19 protein-coding genes are annotated in these 21,815 nt (G+C 74.7%); 10 read left to right on the top strand and 9 right to left on the bottom strand.

The annotated features are described in order from the left end of the window. Nucleotides 1-594 precede the first annotated feature (594 nt). The gene (gene trpS / locus ACFY60_RS06530; protein WP_388609248.1) at nt 595-1,593 is read left to right on the top strand and encodes a tryptophan--tRNA ligase; all 999 of its coding nucleotides are present in this window, start codon (nt 595-597) and stop codon (nt 1,591-1,593) included. Here the strand turns inward: trpS and ACFY60_RS06525 are convergent. Next, entirely contained in the window at nt 1,560-2,558 is a 999-nt protein-coding gene (locus ACFY60_RS06525) for a GlxA family transcriptional regulator (RefSeq protein ID WP_388609249.1), read from the bottom strand. The two genes, trpS and ACFY60_RS06525, sit on opposite strands and share 34 nt — an antisense overlap. 73 nt (nt 2,559-2,631) lie before the next feature. Here ACFY60_RS06525 and ACFY60_RS06520 point away from each other — a divergent pair, with 73 nt between their 5' ends. After that, entirely contained in the window at nt 2,632-3,219 is a 588-nt protein-coding gene (locus tag ACFY60_RS06520; protein WP_388609251.1) for a cysteine hydrolase family protein, read from the top strand. 13 nt (nt 3,220-3,232) lie between these two features. On the opposite strand, the gene proC is transcribed toward ACFY60_RS06520, so the two are convergent. The 3 genes from proC to ACFY60_RS06505 form a co-directional block, all read right to left on the bottom strand. Continuing rightward, nucleotides 3,233-4,042 carry a pyrroline-5-carboxylate reductase gene (gene proC, locus ACFY60_RS06515; protein WP_309057441.1) on the bottom strand — a complete coding sequence of 270 codons (810 nt, stop codon included), beginning with the start codon at nt 4,040-4,042 and terminating at the stop codon, nt 3,233-3,235. 194 nt (nt 4,043-4,236) lie between these two features. Beyond that, a complete protein-coding gene (locus ACFY60_RS06510) occupies nt 4,237-4,767 on the bottom strand; it encodes a hypothetical protein (protein ID WP_388609254.1) in 531 nt (176 codons plus the stop codon). Nucleotides 4,768-4,809: 42 nt separating this feature from the next. Further along, nucleotides 4,810-5,136, bottom strand: coding sequence for an SH3 domain-containing protein (locus ACFY60_RS06505; protein WP_388609256.1), 327 nt, complete (start codon nt 5,134-5,136; stop codon nt 4,810-4,812). Nucleotides 5,137-5,262: 126 nt separating this feature from the next. Between ACFY60_RS06505 and ACFY60_RS06500 the strand changes: the two genes are divergently transcribed. Further along, nucleotides 5,263-7,413, top strand: coding sequence for a PQQ-binding-like beta-propeller repeat protein (locus ACFY60_RS06500; protein WP_388609258.1), 2,151 nt, complete (start codon nt 5,263-5,265; stop codon nt 7,411-7,413). Nucleotides 7,414-7,536: 123 nt separating this feature from the next. Here ACFY60_RS06500 and ilvD read toward each other — a convergent pair whose 3' ends face one another. From ilvD to ACFY60_RS06485, 3 genes are all read right to left on the bottom strand, one after another. After that, entirely contained in the window at nt 7,537-9,390 is a 1,854-nt protein-coding gene (gene ilvD / locus ACFY60_RS06495; RefSeq protein ID WP_388609260.1) for a dihydroxy-acid dehydratase, read from the bottom strand. A 154-nt stretch (nt 9,391-9,544) separates the two neighbouring features. After that, nucleotides 9,545-10,456 carry a sugar phosphate isomerase/epimerase family protein gene (locus ACFY60_RS06490; RefSeq protein ID WP_388609261.1) on the bottom strand — a complete coding sequence of 304 codons (912 nt, stop codon included), beginning with the start codon at nt 10,454-10,456 and terminating at the stop codon, nt 9,545-9,547. Nucleotides 10,457-10,592: 136 nt separating this feature from the next. Further along, nucleotides 10,593-11,522 carry a Ppx/GppA family phosphatase gene (locus tag ACFY60_RS06485; RefSeq protein WP_388609262.1) on the bottom strand — a complete coding sequence of 310 codons (930 nt, stop codon included), beginning with the start codon at nt 11,520-11,522 and terminating at the stop codon, nt 10,593-10,595. Nucleotides 11,523-11,563: 41 nt separating this feature from the next. On the opposite strand from ACFY60_RS06485, the gene ACFY60_RS06480 reads away from it, so the two are divergent. Next, on the top strand, nt 11,564-12,397 hold the full coding sequence (locus ACFY60_RS06480) for a hypothetical protein (protein ID WP_388609264.1): 834 nt from the start codon (nt 11,564-11,566) through the stop codon (nt 12,395-12,397). A 24-nt stretch (nt 12,398-12,421) separates the two neighbouring features. On the opposite strand, the gene ACFY60_RS06475 is transcribed toward ACFY60_RS06480, so the two are convergent. Further along, entirely contained in the window at nt 12,422-14,233 is a 1,812-nt protein-coding gene (locus ACFY60_RS06475; RefSeq protein WP_388609265.1) for a hypothetical protein, read from the bottom strand. A 208-nt stretch (nt 14,234-14,441) separates the two neighbouring features. On the opposite strand from ACFY60_RS06475, the gene radA reads away from it, so the two are divergent. Further along, a complete protein-coding gene (gene radA, locus ACFY60_RS06470) occupies nt 14,442-15,848 on the top strand; it encodes a DNA repair protein RadA (RefSeq protein WP_388609267.1) in 1,407 nt (468 codons plus the stop codon). A gap of 320 nt (nt 15,849-16,168) precedes the next feature. Further along, on the top strand, nt 16,169-17,293 hold the full coding sequence (gene disA / locus ACFY60_RS06465) for a DNA integrity scanning diadenylate cyclase DisA (RefSeq protein ID WP_309055066.1): 1,125 nt from the start codon (nt 16,169-16,171) through the stop codon (nt 17,291-17,293). A 35-nt stretch (nt 17,294-17,328) separates the two neighbouring features. Here disA and ACFY60_RS06460 read toward each other — a convergent pair whose 3' ends face one another. Then, nucleotides 17,329-18,207 (bottom strand): hypothetical protein, encoded by an 879-nt coding sequence (locus ACFY60_RS06460; RefSeq protein WP_388609269.1) that lies wholly within the window; start codon nt 18,205-18,207, stop codon nt 17,329-17,331. A gap of 202 nt (nt 18,208-18,409) precedes the next feature. Here ACFY60_RS06460 and ACFY60_RS06455 point away from each other — a divergent pair, with 202 nt between their 5' ends. The 4 genes from ACFY60_RS06455 (at nt 18,410) to ACFY60_RS06440 (ending at nt 21,748) form a co-directional block, all read left to right on the top strand. Continuing rightward, a complete protein-coding gene (locus ACFY60_RS06455) occupies nt 18,410-19,099 on the top strand; it encodes a phosphatase PAP2 family protein (RefSeq protein ID WP_388609270.1) in 690 nt (229 codons plus the stop codon). A gap of 33 nt (nt 19,100-19,132) precedes the next feature. Beyond that, on the top strand, nt 19,133-20,122 hold the full coding sequence (locus tag ACFY60_RS06450; protein WP_388609273.1) for an A/G-specific adenine glycosylase: 990 nt from the start codon (nt 19,133-19,135) through the stop codon (nt 20,120-20,122). 244 nt (nt 20,123-20,366) lie between these two features. Beyond that, the gene (locus ACFY60_RS06445) at nt 20,367-20,942 is read left to right on the top strand and encodes a SigE family RNA polymerase sigma factor (protein WP_388609275.1); all 576 of its coding nucleotides are present in this window, start codon (nt 20,367-20,369) and stop codon (nt 20,940-20,942) included. Next, entirely contained in the window at nt 20,930-21,748 is an 819-nt protein-coding gene (locus ACFY60_RS06440; RefSeq protein WP_389457488.1) for a hypothetical protein, read from the top strand. Before ACFY60_RS06445 ends, ACFY60_RS06440 begins: the two co-directional genes overlap by 13 nt. Nucleotides 21,749-21,815: the final 67 nt, after the last annotated feature.

Raw genomic sequence — 21,815 nt, 5'->3', positions numbered from 1 at the left:
GGCGCTTCCTTCGTTTCCGACTCTATCAGATCTTTCCGATCCGATTTCCTCGGTGCTTTCCGGTCCCTTTCGCTTTCGCTCCGGGCCCTTCCGGCATTTCCGACTCTATCAGATCCTTTCGGCGTCCGATTCCCCGTCAGAAGGGGTTGTCTATCCGGCTGTTGGGCCGTTCCGACGAGTGAGACTTTAGCGGATTCCTTGCCCCCGACGCTAATCGGCGGCTCGCGTCCAAACCTCGAACGCGGATTCCTCATTTCGCAAAAACGAACGGAGGACATGACGGCGCGACAAAGCACCGGATGCTTCCGAGGATCTTGCGGGATGGCTGTCCGGGGCCGACCGGAGTCGGTGCTCACGTCGGACAACCCGGAGAACACTACGGAGGGGAAAACCCCGTGTCAACCCCGGCCCTCGGAGTACTCTCCCCGTATGACCACGCATGCGCACACCACTCAGTGGTGGGCCGCCTGACCGGCGGCCCGAGCTGACGCATGCATCAGGACGGCCGCCGCCTCGGCGGCCGTTCGCGTATCCCCCTCCGGGAGCCGGGGCCGTCGGGCCGGCGGCCGTGGACCGAGAGGGAGAAGGAACGCGATGAAGAGGATCTTCAGCGGGGTCAAGCCGACCGGGCATCTGACGCTGGGCAACTACCTCGGAGCCGTACGGCGGTGGGTCGAGGTCGACCAGCACCGGTCCGAGGCGCTGTTCAGCGTGGTGGACCTGCACGCGCTGACCGTGGAGCACGATCCGGCGCGGGTGACCCGGCTGAGCCGGCAGGCGGCGACGCTGCTCCTGGCCGCGGGGCTCGATCCACGGCGGTGCACGCTGTTCGTCCAGAGTCACGTGGACGAGCACGCCCGGCTCTCGTACCTCCTGGAGTGCACGGCCACCGACGGCGAGCTGCGGCGCATGATCCAGTACAAGGAGAAGAGCGTGCGCGCCCGGGAGTCCGGGGAGGGGGTGCGGCTGTCGCTGCTGACCTACCCGGTGCTGATGGCCGCGGACATCCTGGCGTACGGGACCGACGAGGTGCCGGTCGGTGAGGACCAGCGGCAGCACGTGGAGCTCACGCGGGACCTGGCGGTGCGGTTCAACCAGCGGTACGGGCAGACGTTCACGGTGCCGCGGGCGACGCAGCCGGAGGTGGCGGCCAGGGTCATGGACCTGCAGGACCCCACGACGAAAATGGGGAAGTCGCACGCCGAGGGGGCGGGGATCGTCTATCTCCTGGACGACGCCGAGACCGTACGGCGGAAGATCATGCGGGCGGTGACGGACAGCGGGCAGGAGGTCGTGTACGACCGGGAGAGCCGGCCGGGGATCGCGAACCTGCTCGATGTGCTGGCCGCCGCGACGGACGGGGACCCGGAGAAGCTGGCCGGTGGGTACACCTCGTACGGGGCCCTGAAGAAGGACACGGCGGACGCGGTGGTCGAGCTGCTGAGGCCCGTACGGGAACGGCATGCCGAACTGGCCGCGGACCCCGGCCATGTCCACGGGGTGCTCCGGGACGGGGCCGAGCGGGCCCGGGGGATGGCCCGGCCGTTGGTGGACCGGGCCTATCGCGCGATCGGGTTGCTCCCCGCCGGGTGACGGAAGGCGGCGCGGTAGTCGCGCGGGCTGGTGGCGAGGTGCGAGGCGAAGTGCTGGCGCATCGTGACCTCGCTGCCGAAGCCCGCGCGGCGGGCGACCTCGGGCAGGGGGAGGTCGGTGCGTTCGAGGAGCTTCTGGGCGGCCGTGACGCGCTGGGTGATGAGCCAGCGCAGGGGGGTCGTCCCGGTGGTCGCCCGGAAGTGCCGGGCGAAGGAGCGGGGGGACATGCCGGCGAGCGCCGCGAGGCTCGCGACGGTGTGGGGCCGGTCGAGACGGGCCAGGGCGTGGGCGCGGACGGCCGCGAGAGCGTCCTCGTCGCGGTCCGCGCGCGGGGTCGGGCGCTCGATGAACTGGGCCTGGGTGCCCGTGCGGAAGGGAGCCGTGACCATGGAGCGGGCGACGGTGGCGGCGGCCTCCGCGCCGTGGGCCGTACGGACGAGGTGGAGGCAGAGGTCGATCCCGGCGGCGGTGCCGGCCGAGGTCCAGACGCCGTCGTCCTCGACGTACAGCGCCTCGGGCTCGACCCGGATCTCCGGGTGGCGGGCGGCGAGCCGCCCGGCCAGGGCCCAGTGGGTGACCGCGCGGCGGCCCTCCAGAAGACCGGCGCGGGCGAGGACGAACGCGCCCGCGCAGAGGGCGGCGACGGGGATGCCGTCGGCGTGTACGCGGCGCAGCGCGTCGAGGACCGGTGCGGGGACGTCGGAGTCCGGGTCCTCGACGCCCGGGACGAGGACGAGGTCGGTGGGGGTGAGCCCGTCCAGCCAGGCGAGGGGGCGGTCCGGGGCGAGACTCAGTCCGCCGCGCAGCGGGATGGGGGTGGTCGGGTCGGTGGCGACGCGGCGCAGTTCGAAGGGCGGGACGCCCCGCGCGGCGCGGTCGCTCCCCCAGACCTCGGTGACGACGGAGACGTCGAAGGCGCGGATGCCGGGGAAGGAGAGGAGGGCGATGCGCTGGGGGGCTCCCATGTCGGCAGTAAACCATCGATCGTCGGCTTTTCTCCCTCTGGGGCGGCCGGGGCCACGGGGTCAGGATCGAAGCATGGAGATCAAGGAGAACGCGGCGCTGGTGGTCGTCGACGTGCAGAAGGGGTTCGAGCACGCCTCGTGGGGGCGGCGGGACAACCCGGAGGCGGAGCGGAACATCGCGGCGCTGATCGACGCGTGGCAGGGGACGGGCCGGCCGGTGGTGTTCGTACGGCACGACTCGCGGCAGGAGGGGTCGCCGCTGGAGCCGGGGACGGCGGGGAACGCCTTCAAGGAGGTGGTGGAGGAGCGCCGGGGGAAGGGCCAAGGGCCGGAGCTGCTGGTCACCAAGAGCGTGAACTCGGCCTTCTACGGCGAGCCGGACCTGGACGCCTGGCTGGCGGGACAGGGGATCGAGCAGCTGGTGATCGCCGGGATCCAGACGAACATGTGCAACGAGACGACGGCCCGGATGGGCGGGAACCTGGGGTACGAGGTGCTGTTCGCGCTGGACGCGATGCACACCTTCGACCTGGAGGGGCCCTTCGGGTGGCGGCGGACGGCGGAGGAGCTGACCCGGGCGACGGCGGTCTCGCTGCACGGCGGAGGGTTCGCCCGGGTCGTGACCACGCGGGACGTGGTGGAGGGGGCCGGGGCCGCGTAGGGCGGCCGGGGGGTCAGCTGTTTCCGGAGGCCAGCTCGCGGCTGCGGTCGCGGGCGGCTTCGAGGGCGGCGATGAGGGCGGCCCGCACCCCGTGGTTCTCCAGCTCGCGGATGGCGCTGATGGTGGTGCCGGCCGGGGAGGTGACGGCCTCGCGAAGCTTCACCGGGTGCTCGCCGCTGTCGCGGAGCATCACGGCGGCGCCGATGGCGGCCTGGACGATGAGGTCGTGGGCCTGGGCGCGGGGCAGGCCGAGGAGGATGCCCGCGTCGGTCATGGCCTCGACGAGGAAGTAGAAGTAGGCCGGGCCCGAGCCGGAGAGGGCCGTGGCGGCGTCCTGCTGCGACTCGGGGACGCGCAGGGTCTTGCCGACGCCGCCGAAGATCTCCTCGGTGTGGGCGAGGTGCGCGGGGGTGGCGTGGCTGCCGCCCGAGATCACGGACATGCCCTCGTCCACGAGGACGGGGGTGTTCGGCATGACCCGGACCACGGGGGTGCCGGCGGTGAGGCGGTCCTCGATGAACGAGGTGGGGATGCCGGCGGCGGCGCTGATGACGAGGCGGTCGGCGGCGACGTGCGGGGCCAGCTCGTCCAGGAGGCGCCCCATGTCCTGGGGTTTCACGGCCAGGATGAGGGTGTCGGCGCGCTTGGCGGCCTCGGCGTTGGTGACGGTCTCGACGCCGTAGCGGGTGCGGAGCTCCTCGGCGCGCTCGGCGCGGCGGGCGGTGACCAGCAGGTCGGCGGGGCGCCAGCCGGCGCGGATCATGCCGCTGAGGAGCGCCTCGCCGATCTTGCCGGTGCCGAGGACTGCGACGGTCTGGGTCATGGGTCTTTCACCTCGCCGGAGAGGGCCTAACGCCGGTCCACGCGGGTGGAGGGGAACGCGCACCCGCGCGCCCATCCTCGCACCGGCGGCGGGTGGGGCGCGTGGGGTGTCCGAGGGGCGGGCAGCCGGTGCGGCCGGCGGGGGGCCGGATCAAGGCGCCCGGCTTTCGGGAAGAAGGGGCGGCCGGGCCGGGGCTACTTCCGCCTGGGCTTCTTGCGGGCGGCCGGGTTGCCGGTGCGGGTGCCGCGCCGCTTCTCGTACCGGGCGCGGGCCGTCTCGTACTCGGAGCGCCGCAGTTTCTCGCCCGGCGCCTCGGCGAAGCAGCGGAAGAAGTAGGCGAGGAGGGAGCCGACGAAGCCGATCATCTTGAGGCTGCGCAGGGAGTCCTCACGGGCCGGGTCGGCGGGCCGGCGGCCGAAGCCCTCCCAGGTCTTGCGGAAGGCGACGGCGCTGCAGACGGCGAACATGACGACGACCAGCGCGTTGACGAAGCCGCCCACGGCGGCGATCTCCAGCCCCTGGTAGGCGAAGCGGAGCAAGAGGCAGCCCGCGGCGGCGGCGAGCAGCGCGCCGGCGGCCAGACCGGCCCGGCGCAGCGCGTAGTGGCCGCTGTGGTCGACCCAGGTCGTACCGAAGAAACGGATCTCCTCCGGACGGGGCCCCGCGGGGGTGGCGCCCTCGGCGGGGCCGGTGCCGGTCGTGTCGGTACGGTCGTCGTCGCTCACGGGGACGATTATCCCCGGGGGCGACGACGGACGCGGGAGCGGTCAGCCGCAGCGCGGGGCGACGTAGCCGTCGCTGCCCGTCTTCACGTACGCGTCGGAGACGTACTCGCCGTCGGCGATGTTGTCCCAGACGTTCGTGGTGCCGTAGGGGCCGGTGACCCACTCCCCCGGGCGCTGGCAGTAGATCGGCACCGACGCTCCGTACGGCAGGGTCCGCACGATCCGGTACGTGGTCCCCGGGCCGCTGCGCACGTTCACCCGGTGGCCCGGTGCCACCGGGTACCGGGTGACGGAGAGCGCGGCGGCGCCGGCGAGTTCCTCGTGCGCGGCGGCCGTGGCGGTGGACGGTGACGTCTCGTCAATGGACATGGTTCATTCCCCCGTTCGAACGACGCGCGCAGGCTACCAAGCCCTGCCGGGAATCGAAGGGGCATCCACTAGGCTCCGAGCGTCGTGCGCGCGCACGAATTCACGGGGGAAACACGGGGTGGGGCTATGCCACCGTTGCGCAGCACCGGCGTCGGCCGGGAGGCGGAGGAGCCGCGGTACGCGGGTGAATACCGTCTGGAGGCGCCGCTCGGGTCCGGGGGCATGGGCGTCGTCCACCTGGCCCGCTCCGCGTCCGGGCTGAGGCTCGCGGTCAAGGTCGTGCACGAGACGTACGCCTCGGACCCGGAGTTCCGGGCCCGCTTCCGGCAGGAGGTCGCCGCCGCCCGGCGGGTCAGCGGAGCCTTCACCGCGCCCGTCGTCGACGCCGACCCGGACGCCGCGCGTCCCTGGATGGCCACCCTCTACGTGCCCGGCCCGACGCTCGCCGAGCAGGTCCGGCGGAACGGACCGCTGTCCCCGGCCGAGCTGCGGCGGCTGACCGCCGGGCTCGCGGAGGCGCTGCGCGACATCCACCGCGCGGGGGTGGTCCACCGCGACCTCAAGCCGGGCAACGTGCTGCTCACCGACACCGGCCCCAAGGTCATCGACTTCGGCATCTCCCGTCCCGTCGACAGCGACCTGCGGACCGAGACGGGCAAGCTGATCGGGTCGCCGCCGTACATGGCGCCCGAGCAGTTCCAGCGCCCCCGGCAGGTCGGCCCGGCCGCCGACGTCTTCGCGCTCGGTTCGGTCCTGGTGCACGCCGCGACCGGCCGCGGCCCCTTCGACTCGGACAGCCCGTACATCGTGGCGTACCAGGTCGTGCACGACGAGCCGGACCTCACCGGGGTGCCCGCCGACCTCGCCCCGCTGGTCGCCCGCTGCCTGGCCAAGGATCCGGCGGAACGGCCCACCCCGGACGAGGTGATGGCGGCGCTGCTGCCGCCCTCGTACGAGGCGACGGCCTTCATACCGGCGCAGCGGAGGGCTCCGGAGGCGCCCGCCGCCGATGCCGTACGGGACGGGGAGGCCGTACGGGACACGGACACGCGCGCCCTGCGCGTGGCGCCCGCGGCCGGCCGGCCCGCGTCCCGGCGCCGGCGGCCGCGCGCCCTCACGGCGCTGGTCGCGCTCGCCGTCCTGGCCGCGGGCGGCACCCTCGCCGTGCGGTGGGCGCAGCAGCCCGACGCCCTGGAGACCTCGCGGCGGGCGGCGGCCACCGGACCCCTCGACACCTGGCGGACCCTGCTGCTCCCGGGCGGTGACACGGCGCCGGCGTGCGCGGCCGGGCCCGGCGGCACCCTGCACTGTTCCGCGCGCGGCATCGGGGCGGCGCGGATCGACCCCGGCACCGGAACGGTCCTGTGGTCCCGCCCGCTGCCCGCCGAGGCGGTCGCCCAGGCTCCGGTTCCGGCCGGCGGACGGGTCGGCACCCACACCGGCGAGCGGTACGCGACCTTCGACGCGGCCACCGGGGCCCCGGGGTGGGACGCGGACCTGGCCGGGTTCACCGGGGGTGCCGCCCCCGCCGGCGACGTGCTGCTCCTCGGCTCGCCCTCCGGCGCGGTGACCGCCCTCGACGGGGCCACCGGCGCGCGGCTGTGGCAGCGGCACCTGCGCGGGCACACGGACCCGCGCTTCGGGCCGTACGACCCGGGGACCGGGCTCGTCCACGTCCACGAGCAGTCGGCGGACGGCACGCGCACCCTGCTCAGCGCGGTCCGGGCGCGGACCGGGGAGGTGGTCCACCGGCGCACCCTGGACGGGCTGCTCCTGCCGGTGGCCACGGGGCCGGCCGGCGCGGTGATCCTGACGGCGCAGCGGCTCGACTCGCAGACGGAGGGGGTGGTGCGATACGACCCCGCGAGCGGGGCGGCCCACCGGGTGCGGCTGCCGTTCCGGATGGGCGAGCCGCGCGTCGCCGTCCGGGGCACCACCGTCTACCTGCTGGAACGCACCGGCATGCTCGTCGCCGTCGACACGGCCGTCCCGGGCGGACGCGAACTGTGGCAGCTGTCCACGGCCGCCGGGCCGGTGTCCGCGCCCGTCCTCGGCGAGGGCGACCGGCTGTACCTCTCGGCGGCGGACGGCCGGCTGCTCGCGGTCGACACGGCCCGCGGCGCACTGGCCGGCCAGACCGAACCCCGCCTGCGCGGCGGGCGGCTCGGTTATCGCGCAGGCGTCGCTCCGCCGGTGGTCCTCGGCGGGCGGGTCGTGGCCACCGCGCCGGACGGGTCGGTCTTCGCGGTGGACGGGGCGGAGCCGGGGCGCTGGTGAGGGGCGCACCCGCCCGCCGTGGGGACGCGGGGGGGCCGACGCGAGCCCGGGTACGACGGCGGGGCGTGAGCCCGTCGCTCACGCCCCGCCGTCGTACGGAAGGAAGGTCTCTCCCGGGCCGGGTCAGCCCAGCTTGGACACGTCCCGGACCGCGCCCTTGTCCGCGCTCGTCGCCATCGCCGCGTACGCCCGCAGCGCCGCCGAGACCTTGCGCTGCCGGTTCTTCGGCGCGTACACCCCACCGAGCGCCGCGCGGCGGGCCGCCAGGGTCTCGTCGTCCACGAGCAGTTCGATCGAGCGGCGGGGGATGTCGATGCGGATGCGGTCGCCGTCCTCCACGAGGGCGATGGTGCCGCCCGAGGCCGCCTCCGGGGAGGCGTGGCCGATGGACAGGCCCGAGGTGCCGCCGGAGAAGCGGCCGTCCGTCACGAGCGCGCAGGTCTTGCCGAGGCCGCGGCCCTTGAGGAAGGAGGTCGGGTAGAGCATCTCCTGCATGCCGGGGCCGCCCTTGGGGCCCTCGTACCGGATGACGACCACGTCGCCGTCCTTGACCTGCTTGTTCAGGATCTTCTCGACGGCCTCGTCCTGCGACTCGCAGACGACCGCGGGGCCCTCGAAGGTCCAGATCGACTCGTCGACGCCGGCCGTCTTCACGACGCAGCCGTCGGCGGCGAGATTGCCGTGGAGGACGGCGAGGCCGCCGTCCTTGGAGTAGGCGTGGGTCACGTCGCGGATGCAGCCGTTCGCCGCGTCCGTGTCCAGCGCCTCCCAGCGCTCGGACTGGGAGAAGGCGGTCGCGGAGCGGACGCAGCCGGGGGCCGCGTGCCACAGCTCGACGGCCTCCTCGGACGGCGAGCCGCCGCGCACGTCCCAGGTCTCCAGCCACTGCTTGATGGAGGGCGCGTGGACGGAGTGCACGTCCTCGTTGAGCAGACCGCCGCGGTACAGCTCGCCGAGGATGGCGGGGATGCCGCCGGCCCGGTGCACGTCCTCCATGTAGTACGTGCGGTCCTTGGCGACGTTGGGGGCGACCTTGGCCAGGCAGGGGACGCGGCGCGAGACCTCGTCCATGTCCGGCAGGCCGTAGTCGAGCTCGGCCTCCTGGGCGGCGGCGAGCAGGTGCAGGATCGTGTTGGTGGAGCCGCCCATGGCGATGTCGAGGGCCATGGCGTTCTCGAAGGCCGCGCGGGTGGCGATCGAGCGGGGCAGGACCGAGTCGTCGTCCTGCTCGTAGTAGCGGCGGGTGATGTCGACGACGGTGCGGGCGGCGTTCTCGTACAGCGCCTTGCGGGCGGTGTGGGTGGCCAGCAGCGAACCGTTGCCGGGGAGGGAGAGGCCGATCGCCTCGGTGAGGCAGTTCATCGAGTTGGCGGTGAACATGCCGGAACAGGACCCGCAGGTCGGACAGGCGTTCTCCTCGATGCGGAGCATGTCCTCGTCGGAGATCTTCGGGTTCACCGCGTCGGCCATCGCGTCGACCAGGTCGAGCGTGCGGACCGTGCCGTCGACCAGCGTTGCGCGGCCGGATTCCATCGGGCCGCCGGAGACGAAGACCGTCGGGATGTTGAGCCGCAGGGCGGCCATCAGCATGCCCGGGGTGATCTTGTCGCAGTTGGAGATGCAGATCAGGGCGTCGGCGCAGTGCGCCTCCACCATGTACTCCACGCTGTCCGCGATCAGGTCGCGGGAGGGCAGGGAGTACAGCATGCCGCCGTGGCCCATGGCGATGCCGTCGTCCACGGCGATGGTGTTGAACTCGCGCGGGATGGCACCGGCGGCCGTGATGGCCTCGGAGACGATCCGGCCGACCGGCTGGAGGTGGGTGTGGCCGGGGACGAACTCCGTGAAGGAGTTGGCGACCGCGACGATCGGCTTACGGCCGATGTCCGCGCCCGGTACACCGGAGGCGCGCATAAGGGCGCGGGCGCCCGCCATGTTGCGGCCGTGGGTGACAGTGCGGGACCTCAGCTGGGGCATCGTCGCTCGCTCCTCGTGACGGGTGTGCTTGCTGTCGAGCGTACGCCGCCGCTCCAAGATCTGGACATGCTGTCCGCATGGCGGACTGGGTGTTCACCCCTCGGTCCGGCTCCGGATCGAGGTTCGGCCGGCCCGTCAGGGGCGTCGGCGCCCGTCAGGGGCGGGGCGCCCCGGAGGGCGGCGCGGTGGTGGACGGGCGGGCGCTGCCGGACGGCCGCGCGGAGGCCGAGGGGCGCGTGAGGCCCGTGGGATGTCCGGCGGCCGGGGAGGCCAGGTGGAGGCGGGTGAAGGCGAGGGCCTCCGCGAGATCGGCCTCGCGTTCGGCGGCGGACATCGCCCGCCGGGTGTTGACCTCGATGACGACGTGCCCGTCGAAGCCGGTGTGCGCGAGGCGCTCCAGGAGTTCGGCGCAGGGCTGGGTGCCGCGCCCCGGCACCAGGTGCTCGTCCTTGGCCGAGCCGCGCCCGTCGGCGAGGTGGACGTGGCCCAGCCGGTCGCCCATGCGGTCGATCATCGCGAGGGCGTCCGTGCGGGCGGTCGCCGTGTGCGAGAGGTCGACGGTGAAGTGCCGGTAGTCGTCCTTGGTGACGTCCCACTCGGGGGCGTACGCGAGCATCTCGCGGTCCTTGTACCGCCACGGGTACATGTTCTCGACGGCGAACCGCACGTCGGTCTCGTCCGCCATCCGCCAGATGCCGCGCACGAAGTCCCGGGCGTACTGGCGCTGCCAGCGGAACGGGGGGTGCACGACGACCGTCGAGGCGCCGAGCTTCTCGGCCGCGGCCTGCGCGCGCCGGAGCTTGACCCACGGGTCGGTGGACCAGACGCGCTGCGTGATGAGCAGACAGGGCGCGTGGACGGCGAGGATCGGGACCTGGTGGTAGTCGGAGAGGCGGCGCAGCGCCTCGATGTCCTGGCTGACGGGGTCGGTCCACACCATGACCTCGACACCGTCGTAGCCGAGGCGCGCCGCGATCTCGAAGGCCGTCGCCGTCGACTCCGGATAGACCGAGGCCGTCGACAGGGCGACCTTCGCATCCGGGACGCGCACCACTGGTTCTGCCACGCAGAACAGCGTACGGGTCGGTAGGGGGCGCCGGGGGGTGGTTCCGGTCACGTGGGCCGGGGGGTGGTTCCGGTCACACGGGCGGGGCCCGGGGGCGGAGGCCGGACCCGGGGGCCGGGCCCGCCCCGGGGCCGGCTCACACCGGCAGGTGGTCCAGGCGGCGCAGGATGACGCCCTCGCGCAGGGCCCAGGGGCAGATCTCCAGCCGCTCGACGCCCAGGAGGTCCATCGCGCCCTCGGCGACCAGGGCGCCCGCGAGGAGCTGGGCGGCGCGGCCCTCGGAGACGCCGGGGAGGGCGGCGCGCTCGGGGACGGTCATCGCGGCGAGGCGCGGGACCCACTCCTGCAGGGACGCGCGGCTGAGGACCCGCTGCACGTAGAGGCCCTCGCCGGAGCCCGGGGCGCCCGCGATCCTGGCGAGCTGCTTGAAGGTCTTGGAGGTGGCCACGACGTGGTCCGGCGGGCCGAAGCGGCTGACCACTCCCACCCGGCGGGCGATCTGGGCGCGCACGTGGCGGCGCAGCGCCTTCACGTCCTCCGCCCCGGCCGGGTCGCCCGGCAGCCATCCGGCGGTGAGGCGGCCGGCGCCCAGCGGGAGGGAGACGGCGGCGTCGGGGTCCTCGTCGATGCCGTACGCGACCTCCAGGGAGCCGCCGCCGATGTCGAGGAGCAGCAGTTTCCCGGCGGACCAGCCGACCCAGCGCCGGGCGGCCAGGAAGGTCAGGCGGGCCTCCTCCTCGCCGGTGAGGACCTGGAGGTCGACGCCGGTCTCGTCCTTGACCCGGGCCAGGACGGCGTCGGCGTTGGTGGCCTCGCGCACCGCGGAGGTGGCGAACGGCAGGATCTCCTCGCAGCCCTTGTCCTCGGCGGCGTGGAGCGCCTCCCGGACGGTGGCGGTGAGCCGCTCGACCCCGCCGGGCGTGATGGCGCCCCGCGCGTCGAGCAGCTCCGCGAGCCGCAGCTCCGCCTTCTGGGAGTGGGCGGGCAGCGGGCGGGCCCCGGGGTGGGCGTCCACCACCAGGAAGTGCACCGTGTTCGAACCGACGTCGAGGACTCCGAGTCTCATGGCGGAAACGCTACTGCGCCCGCCCGCATACGCTTGGCGGTGTGCCAAAGACGAACAAGGCGAAGCCGGGCAAAGCCAAGGGCAGCGGCAAGGGCAACGGCAGGAACGCGAACGTGGAACCGGACGAGAAGGGCCTGGACTTCCCCCGGGCATGGGTCGAGTTCCCCGATCCCGCCGACGAGGAGCAGGTCTTCCGCTGCGACCTGACCTGGCTGACCTCGCGCTGGACGTGCGTCTTCGGCAGTGGCTGCCAGGGCATCCAGGCGGGGCGCGCCGCCGACGGCTGCTGCACCCTGGGCGCGCACTTCTCCGACGAGGAAGACGAGAAGCGGGTGGCCTCGCACGTGGCCCGGCTCACGCCGGAGCTGTGGGAGTTCCACGACGTCGGTACGGAGACGGGCTGGGTGCAGCTCGACGAGGACGGTGACCGGCAGACCCGCCGCTGGCAGGGCTCCTGCATCTTCCAGAACCGTCCCGGTTTCGCGGGCGGCGCGGGCTGCTCGCTGCACATCCTGGCGCTGAAGGAGGGCCGCGAGCCCCTGGAGACCAAGCCGGACGTGTGCTGGCAGCTGCCGGTGCGCCGGACGTACGACTGGATCGACCGGCCGGACGACACCCGGGTCCTGCAGGTCTCCATCGGCGAGTACGACCGCAGGGGCTGGGGGCCCGGAGGCCACGACCTGCACTGGTGGTGCACCTCGGCCACGTCGGCGCACGGGGCCGGGGAGCCCGTGTACGTCACCTACCGGCCGGAGCTCACCGAGATGATGGGACCGGAGGCGTACGCGGTGCTGGCCGGGCTGTGCGAGGCCCGGCTCGCCTCGCAGCTGCCGCTGGTCGCCCCGCACCCGGCGGACCCGCGCCCCGCGCCGTAACCCTCGCCTTCGTCCCCCGGCGTCTCAGGGGGAGGACGGCGGGGGCGTCTCCTCGGTGGCCGGGGCCGTCGTGGCCGGATCGGTGGTGGCGGGGGGCGGTTCCTCCGTCGTCGGGGGCGGGGTGGTCGGATCCGTCGTGGCCGGCGGCGGGGTGGTGGGCGGTTCGCTCGTCGCGGGCGGCGGGTCCGTCGGGGTCCCGGTGGCCGGCGGTTCGGTGGGCGGTGTCGTCGGGTCGGTGGTGGCCGGGGGCGGGGACGGGGGTTCCTCCGCCGCCGGGGGCCGGGCGGGTCCGGCGACGGGCGGGGGGACCGCCCGCGGCGCCTCGCCCTGTCCCCGCCCGTGGATCCGTACGACCGCTCCGGAGGGGTCGACGCCGACCCGGGCGGCCCACGGGCCCTCCGGCTCGCGGGCGTGGTCGACGCGGACGGTGATCGTGACGCTCTCGCCGGGCCGCAGGGTGCCGGTGGCGCGGTTGACGTAGAGCCAGGGGGCGTCCGTCCACAGCGCCCAGTCGACCGGGGTGCCGCCGGCCGCGGTGAGGGTGAGCAGGGTCAGGTCGCCGTGGCCGCGCGCGGAGACGGTGATCCAGCCGGGGACCGGGTCGCCGGGGAGGGCGGGGGCGACGGGCCCCGGGGGGCCGCCGGGGCTGACGACCTCCACCGAGACGCCGGGGGCGGTACCGCCGCGGGTGAAGCCGTGTTCGGGGGAGGTGTGGGAGTTGCCCGCGTTCTCGTACCGGTCGTACGAGCGGCCGTCCGCGCCCGTCGGCCCCCCGTCCTCGCGCGCGCTGATCCGGGAGTCCTCGCGGCCCCGTTCGTCCGCGGCCGGGGCGCCCCGGTACGAACTCCACAGGGCGAGGACCGGGGCGGCGACGACGGCCGCGACGACGGTGGTGGTGACGGCCCTGGCCCGCAGCCGGTCGCGCCGGGCCGCGTGGTCCTTGGGGTCCAGGGGGAAACCGGTCGGGGAGAACCGGGGGGCGCCCGCCCGCGCGCGGGGCACGTGCAGCATCGCCATGTACGCGGCGGCCCGGGGCGCCTCGACCAGCGGCAGCCGCGCGGGGGCGGGGCTGGTGGCGCCGGGCCAGGGCCCGCGGGCCCCGACCCGCTCGGCGGTCTTCCGGCAGCGGGGGCAGTCGTCGACGTGCCGGACGAGTTCGGCGCGCAGGGCGGCCGAGAGCAGGACCCGGTGGTCGCCGGTGAGCCGGGCGACGGTGGGGCAGCCGCCGGTCTCCACGACGGCGAGGGCGGCCCTGGTCCGCTCCACCTCGCAGGCGGCGGCCGCGAGGAGCTCCCGGGCGGCCGGCGGGTCGAGGGAGAGCACGGCGGCGACCTGGCGGCGGCTGAGGCCGTGGCGGACGGCGAGTTCCAGCGCCTCGCGCTGCTCGGGGGTGGTGCCGGCGGCCTCCGGCCAGGCGAGCCGGGCCAGTTCGGCGCGGCGGCGCTCGGCGGTCTCCGGCGGTACGGGCGGCGGCTCGGGCGCGGTGACGGCGGGACGCCCGGTGTGCGCGCCCTGGCGCCGGCGGCGCTGCTCGCCGAGGCTGCGCAGGCAGGCCCAGCGGGCGAGGGCGTACAGCCAGGCCGTGCGGCCCTCCTCGTCGGAGGGGCAGCGGGCGTGGTGGCGCTCGGCGACGGCGAGGACGTCACCGAGGACGGCCGTGGCCGTGTCGTGGTCGCAGAGCACCGAGAGGCAGTACGTGAAGAGGCCGTCGAGGGCCGCCTCGTAACGGGCCGGGGGCCGCTGGCCGAGCGTCCGCGGTCCCTGGTCCGCTGCGGCGCGGTGCGCCCGGTGTGCGCCGGGAGTGCGTGAGGGGGGATCCAGCCTGCTGCTCGTCACTGGGCGACCGTAGGCGGGAGCGGGGGCGCTCTTCGTACCAATGGAACGGTTCTCACCCCTACGGGTGAAGGTACCGCTCGAAGGGGGACAGGAACGTGGTGTTCCGCTTCCGAGTGCGCCCCCTCGGGGGCTCCCCGGGCGGACCCCCGTACCGGCGCCCGCGGACGGCCGGGGCCCGTTGTCGGTGGCGGCGGCTACGGTGTGGACCATGGCTGCCCGTACGAAAACCGCCAAGGACAGGCCGTCCTACCGCTGCACCGAGTGCGGCTGGCAGACGGCCAAGTGGCTCGGCCGCTGCCCCGAATGCCAGGCATGGGGCACGGTCGAGGAGTACGGCGCGCCCGCCGTCCGGACGACCGCGGCCGGCCGGGTCTCCACCGCCGCGCTGCCCATCGGCCAGGTCGACGGCCGGCAGGCCACCGCCCGGTCCACCGGCGTCGACGAACTCGACCGGGTCCTCGGCGGCGGGCTGGTGCCCGGTGCCGTCGTGCTGCTCGCCGGGGAGCCCGGTGTCGGCAAGTCCACGCTCCTGCTCGACGTGGCCGCCAAGGCCGCGAGCGAGGCCCACCGCACCCTGTACGTGACGGGCGAGGAGTCCGCGAGCCAGGTCCGGCTGCGTGCCGACCGGATCGGCGCGATCGACGACCACCTGTACCTGGCGGCCGAGACCGATCTCTCCGCCGTGCTCGGGCACCTGGACGCCGTGCGGCCCTCCCTGCTCGTCCTGGACTCGGTGCAGACGGTCGCGTCCCCCGAGATCGACGGCGCCCCCGGCGGCATGGCCCAGGTCCGCGAGGTCGCCGGAGCCCTCATCCGGGCGTCGAAGGAGCGGGGCATGTCCACGCTGCTCGTCGGCCACGTCACCAAGGACGGCGCCATCGCGGGCCCCCGGCTCCTGGAGCACCTGGTCGACGTCGTGCTGAGCTTCGAGGGCGACCGGCACGCCCGCCTGCGCCTCGTCCGGGGCGTGAAGAACCGGTACGGGGCGACCGACGAGGTCGGCTGCTTCGAACTGCACGACGAGGGGATCACCGGGCTCGCCGACCCCTCGGGCCTCTTCCTGACCCGGCGCGACGTGGCCGTGCCCGGCACCTGCCTGACCGTGACCCTGGAGGGCCGCCGGCCGCTGGTCGCCGAGGTGCAGGCGCTGACCGTCGACTCGCAGATCCCCTCCCCGCGCCGCACCACCTCCGGCCTGGAGACCTCCCGCGTCTCGATGATGCTGGCGGTGCTCGAGCAGCGCGGCCGGATCAGTGCGCTCGGCAAGCGGGACATCTACAGCGCCACGGTGGGCGGCGTGCGGCTCTCCGAGCCCGCCGCCGACCTGGCCATCGCGCTCGCCCTCGCCTCGGCGGCGAGCGACACGCCGCTGCCGAAGAACCTGGTCGCGATCGGTGAGGTCGGGCTCGCGGGCGAGGTGCGCCGGGTGACGGGCGTGCAGCGCCGGCTGGCCGAGGCGCACCGGCTGGGCTTCACCCACGCGCTGGTCCCGGGCGACCCGGGCCGGGTGCCGGCGGGCATGAAGGTGACGGAGGTCGCGGACATGGGCGAGGCCCTGCGGGTCCTGCCCCGCAGCCGCCGCGCGAAGACGGCGGAGGACGCCCCGGTGGGCTGACGGCACGGCGGCGGGCCGGTGGGACGGCCACCGGCGGCGTGGCCGGCACGGCGCCGGACCGGTGGGACGACGCCGCGACCGGTAGGGACCGGGACCGGCGGGGGACCGGCCCGCGCGCCCCGGTGGTACGGGGATGGGGTCGGGGCCGGGCAGGCAGCCCCGGGGCGCGCCGAAGGGCGGAAATCCTCGCCGGCCCCGGCCCGCGGGGCCGTCGCGGCCCGGCGCGGCGGGGGGCCGGGACCCGTTGGCGAACCCGGCGCGGGGCGGTGTCGCTAGACTTTGCCCTGGTCTCGCCCATCCGTACGAGCCGGAGGAGTGCAGTGGCAGCCAAGGACGGGGCAGCAGCTCCCGGAAAGTCCGGCGCGGGCTCCGGCAACGAAGCGCTGATGCGCGCGGCCCTGAGCGCGGTCGCGCCCGGCACCGCCCTGCGTGACGGCCTGGAGCGGATCCTGCGCGGAAGCACCGGCGGGCTCATCGTGCTCGGCCTCGACAAGACGGTCGACTCGATGTGCACGGGCGGCTTCGTCCTCGACGTCGAGTTCACCGCGACCCGCCTGCGCGAGCTGTGCAAGCTCGACGGCGCGCTCGTCCTGGACAAGGACATCACGAAGATCCACCGGGCAGGTGTGCAGCTCGTTCCGGACGCCTCCATCCATACGGAGGAGACCGGCACCCGGCACCGCACCGCCGACCGGGTCTCCAAGCAGTGCAACTTCCCCGTGGTCTCCGTCTCGCAGTCGATGCGGCTCATCGCGCTGTACGTGAACGGCGAGCGCCGCGTCCTGGAGGAGTCGGCGGCGATCCTCTCCCGCGCCAACCAGGCCCTCGCGACCCTGGAGCGGTACAAGCTGCGGCTCGACGAGGTGGCCGGGACGCTCTCCGCCCTGGAGATCGAGGACCTGGTGACGGTCCGGGACGTGACGGCCGTCGCCCAGCGCCTGGAGATGGTGCGCCGGATCGCCACGGAGATCGCGGAGTACGTGGTCGAGCTCGGCACCGACGGCCGGCTGCTCTCGCTCCAGCTGGACGAGCTGATCGCGGGCGTGGAGCCGGAGCGGGAGCTGGTGATCCGCGACTACGTGCCGGAGCCCACCGCCAAGCGTTCCCGTACGGTCGCGGAGGCGCTGACCGAACTGGACGCGCTCTCCCACGCGGAGCTGCTCGAACTGCCCACGGTGGCACGGGCCCTCGGCTACAGCGGCTCGCCCGAGACCCTGGACTCGGCCGTCTCGCCGCGCGGTTACCGGCTCCTCGCCAAGGTGCCGCGGCTGCCGGGCGCGATCATCGAGCGGCTCGTGGAGCACTTCGGCGGTCTGCAGAAGCTGCTCGCCGCCAGCGTGGACGACCTCCAGACCGTCGACGGCGTCGGCGAGGCCCGGGCGCGCAGCGTGCGCGAGGGCCTCTCCCGGCTGGCCGAGTCCTCCATCCTGGAGCGGTACGTCTGACCGGCGCGGCCCGGCGCGCCGGGCCGTACCGGCCGTCAGTCCTTGGCGAGCGTGAACGAGGCGGGCAGCACCTTGGCGCCCGGCATCGTGGCTTCCACCAGGTACGTCCCCGGTCCCGCCGGACCGGCCGGGGCGGTGGCGCAGCGCGGTGCGCTGCGCTTGCGGTCCCACTCCACGGTGTGGGTGACGGTGGAGTGCGCGGGCAGGCTCAGCAGGAGCGGGTCGCCGGGCCGCGGGCAGTCGTCGGAGGACCAGACCTCCTCGTCCCGTGCGTCACTGATCGTCAGAACCGCGCTGCGGGGCCCGAAATCGGCCTTGCACGCGGTGTCCGAGGTGTTGGTGGCGACCAGCTCGAAGCGGGGCTTCTCCCCCGTCTCGTACGTGACCTTGACGCTGCGCAGCGACAACTTCAGTGCCCCGGCGGGGCAGTTCGGGAGCGGCGAATCGGCCGGAACGCGCTGTCCCGCGCCGATGCCCGCGCCGCCGGCACCGACGCCCCCGTCGGTTTCGCCGTTCTTGCCGCCGTTCCCGGTGCCGCCCTCGGTCCCGGCCGCGCCCGCGCCCGTACCGGCGTCCGTCCCCGTACCCCCGTCACCGCCGGCCGAGGAACCTCCGTCCGTGCCGGAACCGGGCCCCGTGCCGGAACCGGGTCCCGAACCGGAATCCTCCGACTCCTCGCGCCCGCCCGGCTGTTGGCTGATCGCCGGGCCGGAGCCTGACGGCCCCGGGGTGATCGACGGGGCGGGCGAAGCACCGTTGGCCGAGTCGTTCGCCTTCTTCCCGCCGCCGTCCCCGGAGGTGACGACCCACACGGCGAGCAGGGCGAGCAGGACGATCAGGCACAGCGCGACCGCCCTCCGTCGCCAGTAGATGGTGGAGGGAAGCGGCCCGACCGGATTGCGCAAAGATCCCACGACCCGAACCTTACGAGAGATCGGGCCCAACTCCCGCCCCACCCGCCGCTGGAAGCACCAAGTTTTGCCGATGATCACATCCGTCGGGAGGGGGAACTTCCGCCCGGAGCACCGGAAATCGACGCCCCCCACTTTCGTCAGGGGTCGTTCTGGCCGTTGGCCCGGGGCGGAGCACTCCGGATTCCGGTTAGCGTCATGCACCATGGACAACCTCCTCGACCTCTCCGACCGGCTGTATCTCGACGTCGCCGACTTCGCCCACTCCACCCCGCACTGGTTCCAGTGGCTCGCGGAGGTGTGGACGGAACTGGGGCTGCTCCTCTTCGGCGCCCTGTTCCTGGCCGGCTGGTGGCGCTCCCGTGACCGGTCCGGCGAGGCCATGGCCCTCGCCCTGCTCGCCCCGCTGGCCACCGCCTTCGGGTACGTCGTGAGCGAGGGCCTGAAGTCGCTGATCGACGAGGAGCGCCCGTGCCGCGCGGTCGTGGGCGCACCCGCGCCGCTCGTCGACTGCCCGGTCTACGGCGACTGGTCCTTCCCCAGCAACCACTCGGCCATCGCGGGCGCCGCCGCGCTCGCCCTCGCCCTCTCCTGGCGCGGCATGGCCTGGCTGACCGTCCCGATGGCCCTGCTCATGGCCTTCTCGCGGGTCTTCGTCGGCGTCCACTACCCGCACGACGTCACCGCCGGCCTGCTGCTCGGGGCGCTCATCGCGGTTCTCTTCATGCAGGCGGCCCGGCGCCCGACGCGGTCCCTGGTCGAGACGGCACGGTCGAGCCGCAGTTCGGTGGTGGTGTGGTGCGCCGGCCGCGGCCCCGCGACCCCGGCGCACGCCGCCGCGCACGCCTCCGCACACTCCGCGCGCCGCCCCCGCGCGCGCCACGGCGCGTACTGATCGCGCGCCGGTCGTGCCAGGATCGGGGGTGCCATGACTTCCACCGATGCCCCCACCGCCTCCGGCGCCCCCTCCACCCCCACCGTCCCTCCCGCGCCCGCAGCCTCCCCGGCCGCCGGGGCGGGCGGGGCCGCCGGGTCCGACGTCGTCCCCGCCGAGCTGCACGGCCCCGTCCTCGCCTGGTTCGACCGGCACGCCCGCGACCTGCCCTGGCGCCGCCCCGAGGCCGGCGCCTGGGGCGTGATGGTCAGCGAGTTCATGCTCCAGCAGACCCCGGTGGTCCGGGTCCTCCCGGTGTACGAGCAGTGGCTCGCCCGCTGGCCCCGCCCCGCCGACCTGGCGGCCGAGGCCCCCGGCGAGGCGGTCCGGGCGTGGGGCAGGCTCGGCTACCCGCGCCGCGCGCTGCGGCTGCACGCGGCGGCCGTGGCCATAACGGAACGGCACGGCGGCGACGTACCGAGCGATCACGCCCAGCTCCTCGCGCTGCCCGGCATCGGCGAGTACACCGCGGCGGCCGTGGCCTCCTTCGCGTACGGGCAGCGCCACCCGGTCCTCGACACCAACGTGCGCAGGGTGTTCGCCCGCGCGGCGACCGGTGTGCAGTACCCGCCGAACGCCACCACGGCCGCCGAGCGGCGGCTCGCCCGCGCGCTGCTGCCCGAGGACGAGCCCACGGCGGCCCGCTGGGCCGCCGCCTCCATGGAGCTGGGCGCCCTGGTGTGCACGGCGAAGAACGAGGACTGCGGGCGCTGCCCGATCGCGGCGCGGTGCGTGTGGCGGCTCGCGGGGAAGCCGGCGCACGACGGGCCGCCGCGCCGCGGCCAGACGTACGCGGGCACCGACCGGCAGGTGCGCGGGCGGCTCCTCGCCGTGCTGCGGGAGAGCCGGGAGCCGGTCGCGCAGGCGGCCCTGGACCGGGTCTGGGACGAGCCGGTGCAGCGGGCCCGGGCACTGGACGGTCTGGTCGCGGACGGCCTGGTCGAGCCCCTGGACGACGGCCGGTACCGCCTGCCGCTCTCCTGAGGGGCCGGGCCGCACCGGCTTCCCGAGGGCCCCGGGGACCACTCCGGCTTCCCGCGAGGTCCGGGCCGTCGCGTCTTCTGACGCCCCGGACCGTTCCCGTTCCCTGCGGGCCCGGCTGTTACACAACCGATGGGTAGCCGTGCGTCCACCGACGGCTGCCCCGCACAGCCCCGTGACAACTCCTCCGTAGCGTCGTCGCCGACACGAGGGAACAAGCAGGTCACGGGGATCGGAGGCGGTTCGGATGAGGCACGGCGAGGTGCTCGACTTCGAGGAGTACGTACGCACGCGGCAGGACGCGCTGCTGCGCAGCGCCCGCCGTCTCGTCCCGGACCCGGTCGACGCCCAGGACCTGCTCCAGACCGCGCTGGCCCGGACGTACGGCCGCTGGGACGGCATCGCCGACAAGTCCCTCGCCGACGCCTACCTGCGCCGGGTGATGATCAACACCCGGACCGAGTGGTGGCGCGCGCGCAAGCTGGAGGAGGTCCCCACCGAGCAGCTGCCCGACGGCAGCGTGGACGACCCGACCGAGCAGCACGCCGACCGCGCCCTGCTGATGGACGTCCTGAAGGTCCTCGCGCCCAAGCAGCGGAGCGTCGTCGTCCTGCGCCACTGGGAACAGATGAGCACGGAGGAGACGGCGGCGGCGCTCGGCATGTCGACGGGTACCGTGAAGTCGACGCTCCACCGGGCGCTCGCGCGGCTCCGCCAGGAGCTGGAGCGCCGTGACCTGGACGCCCGCGCGCAGGGCCCGGCCGGGGAGCGGACGAGGACCGTACGGGGTGACGAGGGAGGGCGGGAGCGGTGCGCGGCCTAGACGGCGAAGCCGGCGGCAGAGGCGGAGCCGGCGGCGGACGCGGCGGTGACGGCCCCGGCGACGGTGGACGCGGAACCGGCGAGGGCCCTGGATCCGGCGACGGGACAGCGGTGCGCGGGGCGGGCGGTGGTGACCGGTACGGGACCGGTGGCCGCCGCCGTCGGCGTACGGTGCGGGCGGCGGGCGTCACGGCGGTGGCCGGGCTCGTCGCCGCCGGCCTGTCCCTGGCCGCCTGCTCCACCGGCGGCACCGGTTCGCGCGACGAGGGCGCGGCCCGTTCCGACGAGGGCGCCACGGCCGCGTCGCCGCCCTCCCCCACGGCGAGCGACGGTCCGGGCCCGGCCGAGCGGGTGAACCCGATCACCCTGCTCAAGAACGACCCGAAGATCGGTGAGCGGCTGAAGGCCGACCTGAAGCCGTGCGTCGCGGACGCCTACCCGGTGGACGCCTCCTACGGGAATCTGACCGGCTCCGCCGCCCCGGACGTCGTCGTCAACGTGATGACCTGCGGGGACGCCGTCGGCATCGGCACGTACGTGTACCGGAAGCAGAGCGACCGGTACGAGAACGTGTTCATGGCCGAGGACGCGGCGGTCTACGCGACGATCGACCGGGGCGACCTGATCGTCACGAAACAGGTGTACGCGAAGGGCGATCCGGTCGCCTACCCGTCGGGCGAGGACGTGATCACGTACCGCTGGACGGGCAACAGGTTCACGCAGCACGACTGGGTCCACAACGACTACAGCCGGGCCCTGGGTGACGGCGGCGGCGAGCCGGAGCCGGCCGAGCCAGGGACGGGCTGAGCCGGAGCCGGGCCCCGCCCGCCTTCCCACTCCCCCGGAGCGGACCGGACCGGTCCGCTCCCCTCCC

Source organism: Streptomyces sp. NPDC012827 (assembly GCF_042900905.1).
Classification (GTDB): domain Bacteria; phylum Actinomycetota; class Actinomycetes; order Streptomycetales; family Streptomycetaceae; genus Streptomyces; species Streptomyces gulbargensis.
The sequence above is the reverse complement of the archived record's forward strand: the minus strand, read 5'-3'. Positions and strand labels throughout refer to the sequence as shown.

Excerpts from the sequence above, each read along its gene's own strand:
- trpS (WP_388609248.1), top strand. The coding sequence starts at position 595 with ATGAAGAGGATCTTCAGCGGGGTCAAGCCGACCGGGCATCTGACGCTG.
- ACFY60_RS06525 (WP_388609249.1), bottom strand. The coding sequence starts at position 2,558 with ATGGGAGCCCCCCAGCGCATCGCCCTCCTCTCCTTCCCCGGCATCCGC.
- ACFY60_RS06520 (WP_388609251.1), top strand. The coding sequence starts at position 2,632 with ATGGAGATCAAGGAGAACGCGGCGCTGGTGGTCGTCGACGTGCAGAAG.
- proC (WP_309057441.1), bottom strand. The coding sequence starts at position 4,042 with ATGACCCAGACCGTCGCAGTCCTCGGCACCGGCAAGATCGGCGAGGCG.
- ACFY60_RS06505 (WP_388609256.1), bottom strand. The coding sequence starts at position 5,136 with ATGTCCATTGACGAGACGTCACCGTCCACCGCCACGGCCGCCGCGCAC.
- ACFY60_RS06500 (WP_388609258.1), top strand. The coding sequence starts at position 5,263 with ATGCCACCGTTGCGCAGCACCGGCGTCGGCCGGGAGGCGGAGGAGCCG.
- ilvD (WP_388609260.1), bottom strand. The coding sequence starts at position 9,390 with ATGCCCCAGCTGAGGTCCCGCACTGTCACCCACGGCCGCAACATGGCG.
- ACFY60_RS06485 (WP_388609262.1), bottom strand. The coding sequence starts at position 11,522 with ATGAGACTCGGAGTCCTCGACGTCGGTTCGAACACGGTGCACTTCCTG.
- radA (WP_388609267.1), top strand. The coding sequence starts at position 14,442 with ATGGCTGCCCGTACGAAAACCGCCAAGGACAGGCCGTCCTACCGCTGC.
- ACFY60_RS06455 (WP_388609270.1), top strand. The coding sequence starts at position 18,410 with ATGGACAACCTCCTCGACCTCTCCGACCGGCTGTATCTCGACGTCGCC.
- ACFY60_RS06450 (WP_388609273.1), top strand. The coding sequence starts at position 19,133 with ATGACTTCCACCGATGCCCCCACCGCCTCCGGCGCCCCCTCCACCCCC.
- ACFY60_RS06445 (WP_388609275.1), top strand. The coding sequence starts at position 20,367 with ATGAGGCACGGCGAGGTGCTCGACTTCGAGGAGTACGTACGCACGCGG.